Raw genomic sequence first — 16,895 nt, 5'->3', positions numbered from 1 at the left:
TTGTGAGTTCATCAGCTGGCTGGGACCGTCCCCGCACGTCCCTGTACACCGATCATTACGAGCTGACCATGCTGCAGGGTGCTCTGCAGTCCGGTGCGGCCCACCGGAAATCCGTCTTCGAGGCCTTCGCCCGGAGGCTGCCGGACGGTCGCCGCTACGGGATCGTCGCCGGCACCGGACGCCTGCTGGAGGGTATCGCGAACTTCCGCTTCGGCGAGCCGGAACTGGACTACCTGCGCCGGACGAAGGTGGTCAACGACCAGACGCTGGAGTACCTGGCCGGCTACAGCTTCTCCGGCGACATCTGGGGGTACCCGGAGGGTGAGGCGTACTTCCCGAACTCCCCCGTCCTGATTGTGGAATCCACGTTCGCCGAGGCCTGCATCCTGGAGACCTACCTGCTCTCCGTGCTCAACCACGACTGCGCGATCGCCTCCGCCGCGTCCCGGATGATCACGGCGGCGGGAAACCGTCCGTGCATCGAAATGGGGTCGCGCCGGACACATGAGGAGGCGGCCGCCGCCGCTGCCCGTGCCGCGGTCATTGCCGGGTTCGACAGCACCTCCAACCTGGAGGCCGGATTGCGCTACGGGCTGAAGACCGTGGGCACGGCCGCCCATTCCTTCACGCTCCTGCATGACACGGAACGTGAGGCCTTCGAGGCCCAGATTGCCGCTTTCGGCCCGGAAACCTCGCTCCTGGTGGACACGTACGACGTCGAAACGGCGGTCCGCACGGCAGTCGACCTCGCCGGGGACAAACTCGGCGCGGTCCGGCTGGACTCCGGGGACCTCGTGGCCCAGGCCCAGTGGGTCCGCCAGCTCCTCGACGAGCTCGGCAATGACCACACCAAGATCGTGGTGACCTCCGACCTCGACGAATTCGCCATCGCGGCGCTGCAGTCCGCACCCGTGGACTCCTACGGCGTGGGGACGTCGCTGGTGACCGGGTCCGGGGCACCGACGGCGAGCATGGTCTACAAGCTCGTCAGCCGCACCGACGACGCCGGGGACTTCATTTCCGTCGCGAAGGCCGCCAAGAACAAAGCCAGCAAGGGCGGCCGCAAGTACGCGCTGCGCAAGCTCAACGAGCGCGGAACCGCCACCCAGGAAATCGTCGGCGTCGGCCACCACCCGGAGGATGACGGCAATGACCGTCCGCTCCTGCAGCAGTTCGTCAAGAACGGCGAGCTCCTGCCCGGGTGGACCGGCCCCGAGGGGGTCCAGCGCGCCCGGCGGCGCCACGCGGAGACCATGAGGGAACTCCCCGCCGTCGTCAACCGGCTGCAACGCGGCGAGGCGGCAATCCCCACCATCTACGAGGAGGACTGAATGTCCCGCGCCCTGATCATTGTTGACGTCCAAAACGATTTCTGCGAAGGGGGTTCCCTCGCCGTCGCCGGCGGGGCCGCCCTCGCCGGCGAGATCAGCGAGTACGTCGACGCCCACCACAGCCAGTTCGACCACATCGTGGCCACCCAAGACTGGCACATCGATCCGGGGGCGCATTTCTCGGAGGAACCCGACTTTGTCGACAGCTGGCCGAGGCACTGCGTGGCGGGCACCCGGGGGGCCGAACTCCACCCGGACCTGGACCCCGAGTACATCCAGGCATACTTCCGCAAGGGCCAGTTCGCCGCGGCGTACTCCGGTTTTGAAGGACTCCTGGCCCCCGAGGACGACGTCCCCACCGGGGACCGGAAGCCCGGCGCCATGCCCGTTGCCGAAACCGGCCCCGGCGCCGAAGACGCCGAAGACTCGGTGAGTGCCTTCGCCGCCGGCGATGATGCCATCGGACTGGACGACTGGCTGCAAAGCCACGACGTCGAGGATATCGTCGTGGTGGGCATCGCCACGGACTACTGCGTGAAAGCCACCGCCCTGGATGCCGTCCAGGCGGGCTACTCCGTCACGGTGCTGCGCGGCTTGACGGCCGGAATCGCCGAAGACCTCGACGACGCTGTGGCCGAGATGGAGTTCGGCGGCGTCGATGTCCTCTGAGCCCGCCGTCGCAGTAGACTCGAAATCCTTGCCAAGTCGCCAGTCTTGCTATTTTGACCGTCCCGTAGAACCCCGGAGTACACCATGAAGAAGACCCTGACCGTCCTGATTGCCGCCGGAGCGTTGCTCGCCGCCGCCGGCTGCTCGGCTTCCCCGCAGCTGACCAACGAGGAAACCTGCGCCCGGGTCAAGACCGTGGTCTCCGCCCCGTCGGCGACGTCTGACAAAGCCGGCATGAACAGGGTCGCCAACCAGCTGCGGCCCATCAAGGCTGCGGCATCGGATGACCTCCGGGCCCCGCTGCAGACCATCATCGAATACTTCGACGAGTCCGCCAAGCCCAACCCGGACGCCGCCAGGCTCGAAACCATGAAGGCCGATTACACCGCGGCCGGCCAGACTTACGGCAAGATCTGCGGCAACGGCCAGTAACCGGAGCGCAAGAGACTGTTTCACACAGCGAAGGGACCAGGCCATCGGCCTGGTCCCTTCGCTTTTGCTGCCATGCTGAGCGGCGCGGGCGGCTACTTCCGCCCGATGAACCAGTCCTGAAGCTTCCGCAATCGGGTCTGCAACTGTTCCTCGTTGGCCTGGGCGACGGCGGGGCCGCCGCAGACGGTCCGGAGTTTGGTGTGGATGACGCCGTGCGGGGTCCCGGTCCGGGCAGACCACGCCGCCACGTTCTTGGCCAGCTCGGTGCGCAGGTCCATGAGCATCCGGTGGTCGGGCACGGCCGGCACTGCCGCCTCGGGCGCGGCACCGGCCTGCGGGGCGCGCATGTTCTTGCGGTTCAGCTGCTCGTGCTGGCGCTGGCGCAACAGCGTGCCGACCTGTTCGGCGTCGAGCAGTCCGGGGATTCCGAGGAAATCGAGCTCGTCCTCCGAGCCCACCTCGCCGCCGGTGCCGAACTCGCCGCCGTCGAAGAGCACGCGGTCAAAGGACGCCTGCGAGTCGAGGGCCTCGAACTTGCCCTTCATCAGTGTGTCGGAGGCCTTCTCCTCACGGTTGGCCTCGTCCATGAGCGAGTCCTCGGGATTGAACAGACCGTCGCCGTCGTCCTTCTCCGGGCGGTCCAGGGCGTGGTCACGCTCGGCCTCCATGGAGTTGGCCAGCGCCATCAGCTGCGGCACCGAGGGCAGGAACACCGACGCCGTTTCTCCGCGCTTGCGGGCACGCACGAAGCGGCCCACGGCCTGGGCGAAGAACAGCGGGGTGGAGGTCGAGGTCGCATAGACGCCGACGGACAGCCGCGGCACGTCGACGCCTTCGGACACCATCCGCACGGCCACCATCCAGCGTTTGTCGCCGGCGGAGAATTCCTCGATCTTGTTGGAGGCCTTGGCGTCGTCGGAAAGGATGATCGTGGGCGATTCGCCAGTGATCTTCTTCAGCTGGCCGGCATAGGCCCGGGCGTCCTCGTGGTCGGTGGCGATGACCAGGCCGCCGGCATCAGGGACGCTCCGCCGCACTTCGCTCAGGCGCTTGTCCGCTCCGGCCAGGACGGCGGGGATCCATTCGCCGGCGGGGTTCAGCGCGGTGCGCCAGGCCTGCGAGGTGATGTCCTTGGTGACGGCCGACTCGCCCAGGGAGGCGGCCATTTCATCGCCCGCGCTCGTGCGCCAGCGCATCTGGCCGGAGTAGGCCATGAACATGACGGGGCGGACAACGTGGTCCCGGAGCGCCTTGCCGTAGCCGTAGGTGTAGTCGGCCTTGGAGCGGCGGATCCCGTCCCGGTCCTCGGCGTACTCCACGAACGGGATGGGCGAGGTGTCGGAGCGGAACGGGGTACCGGTCAGGGACAGCCGGCGGGCCGCGGGGTCGAACGCCTCGCGGAGGCCGTCTCCCCAGGACAGCGCCTCGCCGCCGTGGTGGATTTCGTCCAGGATCACCAGCGTGCGGGCGGCCTCGGTCTTGGCCCGGTGGAGCATGGGCTTGCTGGCCACCTGAGCGTACGTGACGGCGACGCCGATGAACCCGCGGCCGTGCTGGCCGTCGGCGTTCTTGAAGTTCGGGTCGATCGCGATGCCCACTTTGGCGGCAGCGTCGGCCCACTGGCGCTTCAGGTGGTCGGTGGGCGCCACGATTGTCACGCGGTTCACGACGCCGGACTCGATGAGCATGGACGCCACGCGCAGGGCGAACGTGGTCTTGCCGGCGCCGGGGGTGGCGACGGCAAGGAAATCCTTGGGATGGGTGCTGAAGTAGCTGTCCAGCGCCTCCTGCTGCCAGGCGCGCAGCTTCGGGGCGGTGCCCCAGGCGGCCCGCTCGGGATAGGCGGGGGGAAGCGTGGGTCCGCCGAAGAGTGTCTCTGTCACTGGGGCGCCCCCCATCCGCGCATGGCTGCAGCCGACGGAGAAACGCAATTAAGCACAAAAACACCAATCTTTTTCGGATGGACCGTGGGCAGTACAAATGCGCGGCGGCGCAGCGGCGCGCTGCCGTAGAGGAACATTGCACGGGCACTACAGGGCGCTTCCGGGGACTACAGAAGCGCCGCACCGTGACGCCTAACGGATCCTGTGCGATCCGCCAGCCCTCACGTGCCGCTATTTATCGCCGGAGCCCTTGCCGCCGTCGTTCCCGGGGCGAAGGCCCTCGTAAACTTCCTTGCATTCGGGGCACACCGGGAACTTCTGGGGGTCGCGGCCGGGCGTCCAGACCTTGCCGCAGAGCGCGATCACGGGCTCGCCGGTCAGCGCGGATTCCATGATCTTTTCCTTGCGCACGTAGTGCGAGAAGCGCTCCCGGTCACCGGGCTCCACTTCCTGGCGCAGTTCCTCGCGCTCGATCGTGGCCGTTGACGTCCCGGCTCCGGAGAGCTCGCGCATCGGGTCGTTTTCGAGAGGATCGGTCATGCTAGTCATGACACCCATCTTAGCCGTTGGAAGCGCGCGGCCGGACCCGCGCGCCGCCCGCGGCGGGGCTGCGCGATGCCGGCGGCCGGGCTTAGAGGCCCTGCCAGGCAGGTTTATGGTCATAGCTGTGGCGGTAGTAATCGGCGAGCCGCAGGGAGGACGCCGCCGCCTCGTCCACGAGGACTGTGACGTGCGGGTGCAGCTGCAGCACCGACGCTGCACAGATGGCGGAGACCGGGCCCTCCGCGAGATCCCGGACGGCCTGGGCCTTCTGCGCGCCGGTGGCGACGAGGATCACGTGGCGGGCGTCCAGGATGGTGCCCAGACCCTGCGTCAGGACGTGGTGGGGGACCTCGGCGAGGCTGCCGAAAAACCGTGAGTTGTCCCGGCGTGTCTGCTCGATCAGGGTCTTGATCCGGGTCCGGGACGCGAGGGACGAGCCTGGCTCGTTGAACCCGATATGGCCGTCGGTTCCGACGCCGAGGAGCTGCAGGTCCACTCCCCCGGCATCGCGGATGGCGTCTTCATACCTCTGGCAGGCCGCGGGGATGTCTGCCGCGGCGCCGTCGGGCACGTGCACATTGGCGGGGCTGATGTTGACCCGGGCGGTGAATTCGCGGGCGATCACCTGGCGGTAGGACTCCGGATGATCCGCCGGGAGTCCCACGTACTCGTCCAGGGCGAAAGCCCGGACCTGGCTGAAGTCCAGCCCGTCGCGCTCGTGCCGCAGCGCCAGCTCGCTGTAGATGGGCAACGGGGTGGAGCCCGTCGCCAGGCCCAGGACGGCCCCGGGTTTGCGGCGAAGCAAGGCTTCCACCGCATCGGCCGCCAGCGATGCGATCTGCTTGCTGCCCGGAAGGATGACAACTTCCATAATCCCTGCCTTCACCTGGCTTATCTGGCGTTCGGGTCTGCGCACTCCCAGCATGCACCCGTCAGCGGTTGACGGCCAGTTGTGCCAGCAGCTCCGGTGCCCGGCGGTCGAGCCAGATTCCGCCAACCCTGACCCCGGTGGCGAACAGCGCGAGCCCCAGCACCGGCCCCAGGACCAGGGCGATCCAGCCGGGCACGGTGCTGCCAGTGATGAACTGTGCGGCCACGAGCGCCACTTCGGGCGCCACGAGGACCATGAGGACCGCCATGCCGCCGAGCTGCACGGCAAGGGTCTGGGCCACGTTGCCCGGCGGTTTCTTGAACGGGCTGTCTCCCGGCAGCGGGACGCTCACCGTGTAGCGCGCCGAGACCACGGAGGACAGGCCCAGCCCGCTGAACAGCACGCCAAGCGACAGCCCCAGGACCGCGGGCAGCTTGGCCCAGTCACCCGTGAGGAAGAACGGCCCCACGCTGAACAGGAGCACGACGGGCAGCGCAAAGCTCAGGCACGCCAAAGCCCGGCCGAGCCGGTCGTCGGCGCCGCGCACTCCGGTGGCCACGTGCAGGGCGAACGCGGTGCTGTCGTAGGACACGTCCGTCGAGATGGACCAGGCCAGGAGGAAAGCCGTCAGCGGACCGACAAACTGGAACGGGCCGTAGAACCCGCTCTGGCTGCCCTGGAACAGGAACAGCACGGGCAGGAGCGGCACGACGACGAGGGCGCCGGCGTAGCGGGGATCGCGCAGCCAGTAGTACAGGGACCTCGCGGCGACGGCCGCCGCCGGGGTCGCCGGGAGCACCCCGAACAGGCCCGGACCGCCGGAACGGCGCTTGGAGGTTCCCGCGTAAGGCGGGGTCACCAGGGCACGCTGCAGCAGGACCTTCCAGGCCAGGGCGAGCCCCGCCAGCGTGGCCACCGCGATGAGGAATTTCACGGCGGCTGCCCCGTAGTGGCCGGCGGCGAGCTCGCCGCCGAGCGAAAAGGCCGCGCCGGCGGGTGTCCAGGACAGTGTCCGGGACAGGCTGGCCAGGAAGTCGCCTGAACCTGCGATTCCCTTCGCGATGCCCGCCACGATGGGGCCCATGAGGACCAGCGGGATGAGGAAGGCGACGGCACTGATGTCCTTGAAGCGCCGGGAGCTCGCCAGCCCTGCCGTCGCGGTGGTCACGACCTTCGACAGCACGACGCAGCTCAGCACGCCCAGCACCGCGCCCACGAGCGCGCCGGCCGCGGCGGGCACGCTGCGGGACCAGGTGCCCACGGTGGCGAGCGCGACGATGGAGGTGGCAAGGCCCGGTATGCCAATCAGGCCGCCCAGCGCCAGCCCCGCCAGCAGTTGCGGCATGGGCACGGCGAAGGTGGTGAAGCGGGCCGGATCCAGGGTCATGTCGGCGGCAGAGACCGCGACCGGGATGATGGCCCAGCCCAGGAGTGCTGCCGCGCCGCCCAGGACCACGACCGTCTGGGCGAGCTCAATCTCCTGGCCGCGCAGGAGCAGCAGCCCGGCCACCAGGAGCCCGACGATTCCCAGGGCGTACAGGGTGCCGATGCCGAGGCCCACCAGCTGCCAGGGGCTGCGCCTCACGCTGTTGCGCAGGAGGGTCAGCTTGAGCCTTAGAAGGTGCGCAACCATTCCAGTCCCTCCGTGTGGTTGCGGCCGCCCACGAGCTGCACGAAGCGGTCCTCGAGACTCGCCCCGGCACGGACTTCCTCCACCGTGCCGGCTGCGAGGACCCGGCCGCCGGCGACGACGGCGACGTGATCGCACATGCGCTGGACCAGGTCCATGACGTGGCTCGAAACGATGACCGTTCCGCCGGAGGCGACGTAGCGGTCCAGGATGTCGCGGATGTTGGCCGCGGAGATGGGGTCCACGGATTCGAAGGGTTCGTCCAGGACCAGGAGCCGCGGCGCGTGGATCAGTGCCGAGGCCAGGGCGATCTTCTTGGTCATGCCGGCGGAGTAATCCACCACCAGCGTGCCGGCGTCGTTGCCGAGGTCCAGGGCTGCCAGCAGCTCCGCCACGCGCGCGGCAACCGTGTCCCTGTCCATGCCGCGCAGCAGGCCTGCGTACGTGACGAGCTGTTCGCCGCTGAGGCGGTCGAACAGCCGGACGCCGTCGGGCAGGATCCCCATCAGTTTCTTGGCCTCCAGCGGATGCTGCCAGACGTCCACGCCATGGACCAGCGCGGTCCCGAAATCGGGGCGCAGCAGTCCCGTCGCCATGGACAAGGTGGTGGTCTTGCCGGCGCCGTTGGGGCCGACGACCCCGTAGAAGGATCCAGCAGGAACGTCCAGGGTGATGCCGTCGACGGCGATTTTGTCGCCGAAGCGCTTGGCGAGGCCGAGCAGGGACAGGGCAGGGACCGTCGGCGCGGACGGGCCGTGCGGGGCTGGCTGTCCCTGCTGGTCAGGGGTTTGGTAAGTCATGACGCTAGACTAACCGCCCCCGGTCGCGAAAAGGATCGTCCGCAAGGCGTAGCTTCCCCCGCGCTCGCAACCGCACCCCCGCAGCAACAACCCGCACCCACAACCGTAGAGTTCTAGAACGAATGGCGGGGTATGGCGCGCTCGTACTGCGGCGGCCAGGCAAGGTCGTGGCCGAGCTCGAACGCTGCCCGCAGCCACCAGTGCGGATCCCGCAGGGCGGCCCGGGCGATGAAGACGCCGTCGGCCTGGCCGGTGGCCACCGCGTGCTCGGCCTGCCCGGCCGAGGTCAGGAGTCCCACCGTGCCGGTCTTGACCCCGGTTTCGCGCCGGATCCGGGCCGAGAACCCGGTCTGGTAGCCGGGACCGATCGGAATTTGCTGGTGCGCCACGGCGCCGCCGGAAGAAACGTCCACCAGGTCCACTCCACGCTCCGCGGCGGCGCCGGCCAGCCGGACCGAGGCCTCGGCGTCGATCCCGCCCGGCGCCCAGTCGGAGGCCGAGATCCGCAGCAGCAGCGGCATGGAGTCGGGGATGACGCCGCGGACGGCGTCCACCACGGCAAGCGTCAGCCGGTTCCGGCCGGCCTCGTCCCCGCCCCAACGGTCCGTGCGGTCGTTGACGAGCGGGCTCTGGAACTGGTGGAGCAGGTAGCCGTGGGCGCCATGGATTTCGATCGTGTCAAACCCGGCAGCGACGGCCCGCACGGCGGCGGCGGCGAAATCGGCGATCACGCCGTCGATCTCCGCGTCAGTCATGGCCGACGGCGGCGCGTAGCCGTCGAAGGCACCGGTGCCGGGGCCCACGGTGTCCCAGCCGCCCTCGGCCGCCGGTACGCTGCCCGATTTTCCGGAGAACGGCCAGTAGGACGACGCCTTGCGGCCGGCGTGCGCCAGCTGGGTGCCGATCCTGGCCTCCGCAGTGCCGTGCCGGTGCACGAAGGCGGTGATGCGCTCCCAGGCCGCGGCCTGGCGGTCGTTGTAGATGCCGGCGTCGCGGGGGCTGATCCGGCCCGCCGCGTTCACGGCGTTGGCCTCGGTGAGGATCAGGGCCGCTCCCCCGGTGGCGAACGAGCCCAGGTGCATGAGGTGCCAGTCGGTGGGCACCCCCTCGCCGGTTTCGGGCTCGCAGCTGTACTGGCACATCGGGGAAACCCAGCCGCGGTGCTGCAGCCGCAGGGACCTCAGCTCCAGCGGCGTGAAGAGTGCGGATCCCACTAGAACAGCACCCGGGCCAGTCCCTGACGAGCCTTTGCGACGCGCTCGTCGCCGGTGCCCACGACGTCGAAGAGTTCGAGCAGCCGGACCCGGGCGGTCTCCCGTTCCGGGCCGAAGTTCCGGCCGATGAACGTCACGATCCGGCCGAGGCCGTCCTCGATGTGGCCGCCGGCGATGTCCAGGTCTGCGACGCCGAGCTGGGCGTCGAGGTTGTCCGGCTCATCGGCGGCGAGCCGGCGGAGGGCGTCGGCGTCGGGCCCGGAAAAGGACTGGAGGCGTGCCATGAGTTCCACCTGCGCCAGCCCGGCCTTGGCCTCGGCGTCGGAGGGCATCTCGTTCAGGGCCTGCCGGTAGGCGGCGGCGGCCGCGTCGTAGTGTCCGGCCTCGATCGCGTCGAAAGCGGCCTGGTGCAGCGGCGACAGCGGCGGAGCCTCCGGTTCCCCGCTGCCGGGACCGCCGGCGCCGATCCGTCCGGTCACCCCGTTGGCCGTGGCGACCTTGAGGAGTTCATCGAACAGGCTGCGCACCTGCTCCTCGTCGGCACCGCCCTGGAAGAGCGGGACGGGCTGGCCCTTGACGACGGCGACGGCGGTCGGCACGGCCTGGACCTGGAAGGCCTGGGCCAGTTGTGGAAAGGCGTCGATGTCCGCGGCGCCGAGCACGAGCCGGCCGTCGTAGCTTTCGACGATGTCCTCCAGGACGCCCACGAGTTGCCCGGAGTCCGGCGAATAGGAGGCCCACAGGGCGATCACCACGGGCACCTGCGCCGAGAGCTCCACCAGTTCCTGGAAGTTGCCTTCGGTGACGTCTACCCGCAGCGGACGATTGGCGTGTTCGGCGCCGCCGGCTGCCGGAGCCGGCGGAGCGTCGGCGGAGCCTGTCCGGCCCGCACCTGCAGCCGGCGGCGCGGGGCGCTGTTTCAGGGCGGAGAGATCGACGGCGCCGCGCAGGTTCAGCGGGTTGGCGGCAACTGGCGGGACCGGTCGGGAAGCTGGCGTTGTCATAGCTCCACTCTAGCCATTGAAGCCCCGCCCGGCGCCACCCGCGCGGCCGGTGGCGGCTACTTGAAAGCCGCCCCGACCAGGCCGCGGGTGGCGGCCACGAGCTTCATCGGATCCTTGGAGCCGGCTGGCGGAACATAGACCGCCACCGACTCGGCGAAGTTGAGCACCATGCCGGTGCTGGTCTCCTTGCCGCCGGCCAGCGCGGCCGCGTCGTCGCCGATCGTGAGCTTGTCGCCTTCGGCCTTCGGAGTGCCGTCGAAGGAGAAGTTCAGGCGGCCCAGGACCAGCGCCCCGCCGTCGGCCGTACGGAACACGACAGTGTTCTCGGGGGCTACCTTGTGCGTGAAGGCAAAGGTGCCGTTGACGCCGGACGTGACGACGTCGGCCTGGTAGGCGAGGGTGTCGGCGATGTACGGGGAGGACTGGCCTTCGACGAGCTTGTCCTTGAAGGCGGAGTCGGCCTTGGTCAGGCGGTCACCCAGCCCGGCGAGCGCTTCCTCGCCGCTGTACAGCAGGCCCGACTTGTCCGAGGGTGCCAGCGTCTCGGTGCCGCCCCGCCCGATTGCCGGGAACGTGGCTCCGGGCTGCAGCGGCGTGCTGCTGACGAGCTTGTAGTTGTCCCGCGGGGAGGCCTGCGTCAGGGTCAGCACCTGCGGGACAACGTTGCCTTCGCCCTGCGTCACGGCCATGACGGACCGGGGCCAGCTGCGCTTGTTGGTGACCACGGTGGTCAGGAGCTTCGTGGAGCGGACCGGCATCCGGGCCTCGTAGGAGCCCACCTGGGACCGGATCTTGTAATTCTGCGTACGCACCTCGAGCTCGGACTGTGCCACTCGCGGCTGCAGCTTGGCGGCGTCCTTGGCCGCGTCGCCGGCATCGACGGCACCGGCAACCTGTTCCAGGACGCGGCGGAACTGGGCGTCCAGGAGCACCGGGGCATCGGCGGCCTGGTCCGGGCCGGAGGTGCCCGGAGTCGCGCTGGCGGAGGCAGGGGCACTGGCAGCCGGAGCACTGGATGCCGGGGCGCTGGCGCTCGGCGAGGGGGCCGGCGTCTGGCTGGCCTGGGCTGCCACGGAGGTTCCGGTGACGGCGGCGGCCGTCAACACAGCAACCACGACGCCGGTTCGGCGTGCGGTGCGGGCACCCCGCTTCTGCTCGGGCACAGTTTGTTCACGCACGGTCTTTTCGGGCGCGGTCTTTTCAGGCGTAGCCGGCTGCGGCGCGGTGTCGGGGGCAGTCTCTCCAGGGCCGGCCGGCAGCGTGCCGCCCGTTGAACCCCGGCTCCCGCGGCGTGCCGCGGCCTTGGCCTGCGCGCGGCGGGCGAACGGGCTGCCCTCACCCCCGCCGGTCGGGGTGCCGGAGCGCCGGTTGCCGGCCTTGGGCTTGATGACCAGCAGGGCCACGCCGGCGATGATCAGCAGGCCGCCGAGCACCATGAACGGAATGGCCCAGGGCGTGGAGGTGTCGTTCGGGAAGGTCATCGTGATGGTGCTCGGGGCGGGCTTGGTGCCGTCCGTTGCGAGGAGGAGGGACCAGTCGCCGTCCGCCGGCGCGTTCCAGGAATAGTTCATCTCACCGCTGGCGTTTTCGGTGGTGACCCACAGATCCGATCCGGCGGGCGACGGCGCGGTTGCTTCGCCGTCGGTATGGGTCAGCTGCAGCGCCGTGCCGTCGTCGGACACGCCGGCGACCGTGTTGTGCGCGGTCTTGCCCACCCAGGCGTTGACGTCGTCCGGGCGTCCTGCGGCCAGCATGAAGCTGCCCTCGCCCTTGACGTTGATCTTCACGGTCCCGGGGTGCAGCGTCCTCAGCTTCTCGTCGAAGACGGTCAGCGGCGCCGCAGTACCGGCCGGAGCGGTGGCCGTGATGGTCTCCGGAGGAGCCCAAAAGGTCTTCTGGCCAATTCCAGCCAGCAGTGTCAGGAGGCCGAGCAGCACCAGGGCGACTGCAGTCTTGAAACGCAAAATACACCAATCATCAGCGGACACGTAGCTTCAATAGTAACCGTTTTGTTACCCGCGAGTCAGATCGGCGGCCCGGCCCGCCCCCGTCCGGGGACCCCGCGCCGGCGCCCCGCCCTTGAGCTGACAAGCCTGCTGATAGTGTTTGCGGTGATCATCACACCAGCGCAGCCGCCATGGCGCCGCAGAGAATTAAGGGCATTCACCGCAGTGACTGAAGATACGGATTCGTCCTCCGCAGGACCGGAAGAAGCCCAGGAATCCGGCAGCCAGAATCCTGCCCCGCAGCCGATTGCCTCCCGCCCCCGGGTGGCCGCCGCCGGCGTGCTTCTGTCCTTGGCCCGGCGGTTGCGTCAGCCCCTGCCGGGAGCCCAGCCGCGGCTCCGCTTCGAAATGCCTCCGGAGCACGAGGCCGAGGACGAAGGGGCGGCCGAGGCCGGTGACGCCGGACGCTTCGGCAGTCCCGGCCCCCGGATGTCCGCCCAGCATCCCCTATATATGGGCTTCATGGGCACGGTGGGCGTAGGCGTCGCACTCCTGGTCTACTGGATCGGCTCGAATACCACGCAGCTGCTCCTGTGGATCGTCACGGCGCTGTTCATCACCCTCGGACTGGATCCGGTGGTGCGCTGGCTCGAAGGCAAGAACGTCCCCCGGGCCGCCGGCATCCTTATGGCCGTTGCCACCCTGGCCCTCGCGGTCGCGGCGTTTTTTGCCACCCTGATCCCCACGATCGTGCAGCAGGTGACGCAAATCGTGCAGCAGGCGCCGAAGTGGGTCCAGGAGTTCGTTGACTCGGACTTCTTCCGGAGCATTGACCAGCAGTTCGGCATCAGGGACCGCATCACGCAGGAGCTTGAGAAGTTCGTCAACAACCCGGATGCCATGGGCGGCATCTTCGGCGGCGTTGTGGGCTTCGGCTCCACGGTGGCCAACGGGCTGTTCGGCGCGCTGATCGTGCTGGTCCTGAGCCTGTACTTCCTCGCGGCTTTGCCCGCCATGAAGAAATGGGGCTACCGGCTCGCGCCGCGCTCGCGCCGCCACCGGGTTCAAGCCCTGTCCGAGGAAATCACCGGCTCGGTGGGCAACTACGTGATCGGCCAGGCCGCTGTGGCGGTACTGAACGCCACCTTCGCCTTCATCGTGATGTCGATCATCGGAGTGCCGTTCGGAACGCTGCTCGCGTTCGTCGTGGCCCTACTGGCGTTCATCCCGCTCGTGGGCGGCATGATTGCCGGCTGCCTGGTGACACTCGTTGCGCTGACGGCCGGCTGGCAGACGGCGCTCGTGTTCGCCATCTGCTATTTCGCCTACCTCCAGTTCGAGGCCTACTTCATCTCGCCGCGGATCATGCAGAAAGCCGTGGCGGTACCCGGTGCCGTCGCCGTCATCTCGGTCATCGCCGGCGGCAGCCTGCTCGGCGTGCTCGGTGCCTTGATCGCCATCCCCACTGCGGCGGCGGTCCTACTGCTGCTCAAGGAGATCTTCATCGCCCGCCAGGACAACCGCTAAGTCGTTTTCGCACCGGAAAAGGACAGCCGCACCGTGGATCCACGGTGCGGCTGTCCTTTTCCGGTGCGGTTTTGATCAGGCGTGCGCCGTGGCCACCGGCCCGTCCCATTCCTGCGGCAGCACGGTTCCAGCGCTTCCGGTTCCGGCGCTGCCGGTCGCGGCGCGTCCAGGGAGGACCTCGTCCACGATTTCGTTAAGCACGCGCCCGGCGTACTTTTCCCCCACCCACAGGTGCTTGGCGCCCTCGACGCCTACCACCACGGCCTGCGGGACGACGGCGAACCTCTCCGCCGCCGCCGCGGGCTGCAGGTAGTCGTCGTGTTCGGGGACCAGCACCTTGAGCGGCTTGCCGGCCTCGGCCCACTCCTTCAGGTGCACGTCCGTGGCCCTGTGCAGCGGGGGTGAGAGCAGGACAGCCCCCTCGATGTCCGAGGCCACCGGCTCCGTGGCGCCGTACATGAGGGCGAGCTCGGTACCGAAGGACCAGCCAACGAGCCATCGGTTCGGCAGGCCGCGGTCCACTGCGAACCGAACGGCGGCCTCGACGTCGAGACGCTCGCCGACGCCTTCCTCGAAGGCGCCCCCGCTGGTCCCCCGCGGCGAGGACGTGCCCCTGGTGTTGAAGCGCAGCACGGCGATCCCCGCCAGGGCCGGCAGCCGGTAGGACGCCTTTCGGTAGACGTGCGAGTCCATGAAGCCGCCGTGCGTCGGCAGCGGGTGCAGCGTAATGAGCGTTGCCTTGATCTCGCCCGATTCCGGGACCGCCAGTTCGCCCACCAGCCGGTGTCCGTCCGAGGTCCGGAGTTCGACGTTCTCGCGGCGGGCCGGCAGGACGGTGGAAGCGCGGATGGGGGTGGGCGCGGACGGCTGGGTGAAGACGTACGACGCCGGATCAAAAGTCATGCTGACAAGCTTAGCTATAACGCTTGGCGATACCTGTTACCCCTACCCGTCAGCGGTACCAGTACGTCCGTGACCGCCAGCAGTTGCTGTGCCAGTGCCGGCGCTCCGCGAGGCCAGCGGCGGCGCCAAAGAGGTGGTCCTCGGACCAGACCACCAGGTGGGCGATCCCGGGTAGCACGGCCGTGGAGCAGCCGGGGCAGATGTAGGTCTTCTCGGCACGGCTTGCGGTGATGGAGCGGACCATCCATTCGCCGTCCGGTGCGCTCTCCCGGCGGGCAAAACCCGAGCGTGCGCGCTCCAGATCAAGTTCCGGCGCCGGACCGTTCCTGGCTCCGTGTTTGGCGCCGGAGCCTGATTTTCCTGACACGGTCTTTCCTGACACTGTGCGACGGGGTCGGTTGGAACGCGGCATGGTTCCATTCTGCCCCAGCCCCGCTGCCTCCCTGCTCCGCCGGCACAGACGGTAGAGTGGACCGGGTGCGTTTAGTCATAGCCCGTTGCTCCGTCGATTATGTCGGCCGCCTCAAAGCCCACCTCCCGCTGGCCACCCGGCTGTTGCTGGTCAAGGCCGACGGCTCGGTCCTGGTCCATTCCGACGGCGGGTCCTACAAGCCGCTGAACTGGATGAGCCCGCCTGCCTCGCTGCGGGTCTCCACCCCGGACGAGGTCGACGTCGAGGTCGGCGTCATCGAGCAGTGGACGGTCCAGTCCGCCAAGACCGATGACCGGCTCATCATCAACATCCATGAGCAGCTGCACGACACCTCCCACGAACTGGGCCAGGATCCCGGCCTGATCAAGGACGGCGTCGAGGCGGACCTCCAGCGACTGCTGGCCGCGCAGATTGAACTGCTCGGCACCGGGTTCTCCCTGATCCGCCGCGAATACTTCACCGCCATCGGCCCGGTGGACATCCTCGCCCGGGACGCCGACGGCGCCACCGTAGCCATTGAGCTCAAGCGGCGCGGTGACATCGACGGCGTCGAACAGCTCACCCGCTACCTGGAACTGCTCAATCGGGACCCGCTACTGGCACCGGTCCGGGGGATCTTCGCGGCCCAGCAGATCAAGCCGCAGGCCAAGGTCCTCGCCAAGGACCGCGGAATTGACTGCGTCACCCTGGACTACGACGCCATGCGCGGCGTTGACGACAGCGAGTCCCGGCTGTTCTGAGTACCCCCCCGCGGCAGGCTTTTCCGGGCGCAGATTCGCGTTAAGGGATTCTTTGCACAAAATTTATGCAATTCTCGCTTGCGCCCGTTGACCTGACGCAAGTGTCATGAAATTCTTATACGAGTCTTTGTGTAGGTGTTTTTTCATGCTCGCAAGACATGTTGCGAGCGTGAAGCTCCTGCCGCCACGGTCCGGGATCCGGGCCCGAAGCCAAGGTTCTTCTCGCAGAGTGACCAAGGCCGGTGTGAAGTGCGCCGGACTTATTCAAGATCCACAATGAGGAGAAACAAATGGCACAGGGAACCGTCAAGTGGTTCAACGCAGAAAAGGGCTTCGGCTTCATCACCCCGGATGACTCCGATGGCGATGTCTTCGTTCACTACTCCGAGATCCAGACCGGCGGCTTCAAGACCCTCGACGAGAACCAGCGCGTTCAGTTCGAGATCGGCCAGGGCGCCAAGGGCCCCCAGGCTACCGGCGTGACGCTGGTCTAGTCTCCCGCAGGGAACTGCTACGGCAATTCCCGCAATAAATGATCCCCGGCATTAGTGCCGGGGATCATTTTTTTGCATTGTTGGGCGCCCTGCTTTGTTAGGCGCCCTGCATTGTTGGGCTCCCTGTTTCGGCCGCACTGCTTTTGCGCGGGCGCCGCTGCGGCGGAACCAATGCTGGTCCGAATTGCCGCTACGCAAATGCGCTAGCGCACCAGGGTCCGCAGCAGGCGTGCGCTCTGCCGGACGGATAGCCCGGGAAGGTACGCCCGGCTCAGGGCCCGGCCCATCGCGGGCAGCTGCAGCGGATCCTGGTAATACAGGTACAGCGTGCGGTAGTCGGGTTTGAAGCGCGATTTGAAGGTTGCCAGCGACCGGAAGCCGTAGACCGGCTCCAGGGCTCGGCCCACGACGTCGAGGATTCCGGCCAGGCCCTCCGGTCCCGCGTCGCCGCGTCCGGCGTCCCCCGGCCCCGGTG

General features: G+C 68.5%; 16 protein-coding genes and 1 pseudogene. 6 read left to right on the top strand and 11 right to left on the bottom strand.

Annotated features, from left to right (window positions below; genetic code table 11):
• Nucleotides 1-2 precede the first annotated feature (2 nt).
• From C9424_RS08725 to C9424_RS08715, 3 genes are all read left to right on the top strand, one after another.
• Nucleotides 3-1,331, top strand: coding sequence for a nicotinate phosphoribosyltransferase (locus tag C9424_RS08725; RefSeq protein ID WP_237563368.1), 1,329 nt, complete (start codon nucleotides 3-5; stop codon nucleotides 1,329-1,331).
• A complete protein-coding gene (locus C9424_RS08720) occupies nucleotides 1,332-2,000 on the top strand; it encodes an isochorismatase family protein (protein WP_116766494.1) in 669 nt (222 codons plus the stop codon).
• Nucleotides 2,001-2,084: 84 nt separating this feature from the next.
• Complete coding sequence (locus C9424_RS08715) at nucleotides 2,085-2,432, top strand: hypothetical protein (protein WP_116766493.1); 348 nt, start codon at nucleotides 2,085-2,087, stop codon at nucleotides 2,430-2,432.
• Nucleotides 2,433-2,524: 92 nt separating this feature from the next.
• Here the strand turns inward: C9424_RS08715 and C9424_RS08710 are convergent, their stop codons facing one another.
• The 8 genes from C9424_RS08710 to C9424_RS08675 form a co-directional block, all read right to left on the bottom strand.
• Nucleotides 2,525-4,315 (bottom strand): DEAD/DEAH box helicase, encoded by a 1,791-nt coding sequence (locus C9424_RS08710; protein ID WP_116766492.1) that lies wholly within the window; start codon nucleotides 4,313-4,315, stop codon nucleotides 2,525-2,527.
• A 231-nt stretch (nucleotides 4,316-4,546) separates the two neighbouring features.
• On the bottom strand, nucleotides 4,547-4,864 hold the full coding sequence (locus C9424_RS08705; RefSeq protein WP_370122952.1) for a DUF3039 domain-containing protein: 318 nt from the start codon (nucleotides 4,862-4,864) through the stop codon (nucleotides 4,547-4,549).
• Between the two features lie 82 nt (nucleotides 4,865-4,946).
• Nucleotides 4,947-5,729: a glucosamine-6-phosphate deaminase gene (nagB, locus tag C9424_RS08700; protein ID WP_116766491.1), complete on the bottom strand. Its 783-nt coding sequence runs from the start codon at nucleotides 5,727-5,729 to the stop codon at nucleotides 4,947-4,949.
• 61 nt (nucleotides 5,730-5,790) lie between these two features.
• Nucleotides 5,791-7,362, bottom strand: coding sequence for a transporter (locus tag C9424_RS08695; protein ID WP_116766490.1), 1,572 nt, complete (start codon nucleotides 7,360-7,362; stop codon nucleotides 5,791-5,793).
• Nucleotides 7,344-8,159, bottom strand: a complete 816-nt coding sequence (locus tag C9424_RS08690; protein WP_116766489.1) for an ABC transporter ATP-binding protein — start codon at nucleotides 8,157-8,159, stop codon at nucleotides 7,344-7,346. Before C9424_RS08690 ends, C9424_RS08695 begins: the two co-directional genes overlap by 19 nt.
• A gap of 113 nt (nucleotides 8,160-8,272) precedes the next feature.
• Nucleotides 8,273-9,373 carry an NADH:flavin oxidoreductase/NADH oxidase gene (locus C9424_RS08685; RefSeq protein WP_116766488.1) on the bottom strand — a complete coding sequence of 367 codons (1,101 nt, stop codon included), beginning with the start codon at nucleotides 9,371-9,373 and terminating at the stop codon, nucleotides 8,273-8,275.
• Nucleotides 9,373-10,377, bottom strand: a complete 1,005-nt coding sequence (locus tag C9424_RS08680) for a tetratricopeptide repeat protein (RefSeq protein ID WP_116766487.1) — start codon at nucleotides 10,375-10,377, stop codon at nucleotides 9,373-9,375. Before C9424_RS08680 ends, C9424_RS08685 begins: the two co-directional genes overlap by 1 nt.
• 56 nt (nucleotides 10,378-10,433) lie before the next feature.
• Nucleotides 10,434-12,341, bottom strand: coding sequence for a hypothetical protein (locus C9424_RS08675; RefSeq protein ID WP_116766486.1), 1,908 nt, complete (start codon nucleotides 12,339-12,341; stop codon nucleotides 10,434-10,436).
• Nucleotides 12,342-12,548: 207 nt separating this feature from the next.
• On the opposite strand from C9424_RS08675, the gene C9424_RS08670 reads away from it, so the two are divergent.
• The gene (locus C9424_RS08670; protein WP_116766485.1) at nucleotides 12,549-13,850 is read left to right on the top strand and encodes an AI-2E family transporter; all 1,302 of its coding nucleotides are present in this window, start codon (nucleotides 12,549-12,551) and stop codon (nucleotides 13,848-13,850) included.
• A 75-nt stretch (nucleotides 13,851-13,925) separates the two neighbouring features.
• On the opposite strand, the gene C9424_RS08665 is transcribed toward C9424_RS08670, so the two are convergent.
• Both C9424_RS08665 and C9424_RS08660 read right to left on the bottom strand, forming a co-directional pair.
• Complete coding sequence (locus C9424_RS08665) at nucleotides 13,926-14,753, bottom strand: alpha/beta hydrolase (RefSeq protein ID WP_116766484.1); 828 nt, start codon at nucleotides 14,751-14,753, stop codon at nucleotides 13,926-13,928.
• Nucleotides 14,754-14,802: 49 nt separating this feature from the next.
• On the bottom strand, nucleotides 14,803-15,165 hold the full coding sequence (locus tag C9424_RS08660; RefSeq protein ID WP_116766483.1) for an ATP/GTP-binding protein: 363 nt from the start codon (nucleotides 15,163-15,165) through the stop codon (nucleotides 14,803-14,805).
• A 65-nt stretch (nucleotides 15,166-15,230) separates the two neighbouring features.
• Here C9424_RS08660 and nucS point away from each other — a divergent pair, with 65 nt between their 5' ends.
• On the top strand, nucleotides 15,231-15,926 hold the full coding sequence (gene nucS, locus C9424_RS08655) for an endonuclease NucS (protein ID WP_116766621.1): 696 nt from the start codon (nucleotides 15,231-15,233) through the stop codon (nucleotides 15,924-15,926).
• A 290-nt stretch (nucleotides 15,927-16,216) separates the two neighbouring features.
• Nucleotides 16,217-16,420 (top strand): cold-shock protein, encoded by a 204-nt coding sequence (locus tag C9424_RS08650; RefSeq protein ID WP_011692441.1) that lies wholly within the window; start codon nucleotides 16,217-16,219, stop codon nucleotides 16,418-16,420.
• 203 nt (nucleotides 16,421-16,623) lie between these two features.
• Here the strand turns inward: C9424_RS08650 and C9424_RS08645 are convergent.
• Nucleotides 16,624-16,895: pseudogene (locus C9424_RS08645) on the bottom strand (phosphatidylglycerol lysyltransferase domain-containing protein); the annotation flags it as partial.

Source organism: Arthrobacter sp. H-02-3 (assembly GCF_003097355.1).
In the GTDB taxonomy this organism is placed as follows: domain Bacteria; phylum Actinomycetota; class Actinomycetes; order Actinomycetales; family Micrococcaceae; genus Arthrobacter; species Arthrobacter humicola.
Note: the sequence above shows the minus strand (reverse complement) of the source record. Positions and strands in the feature narration are given on the sequence as shown.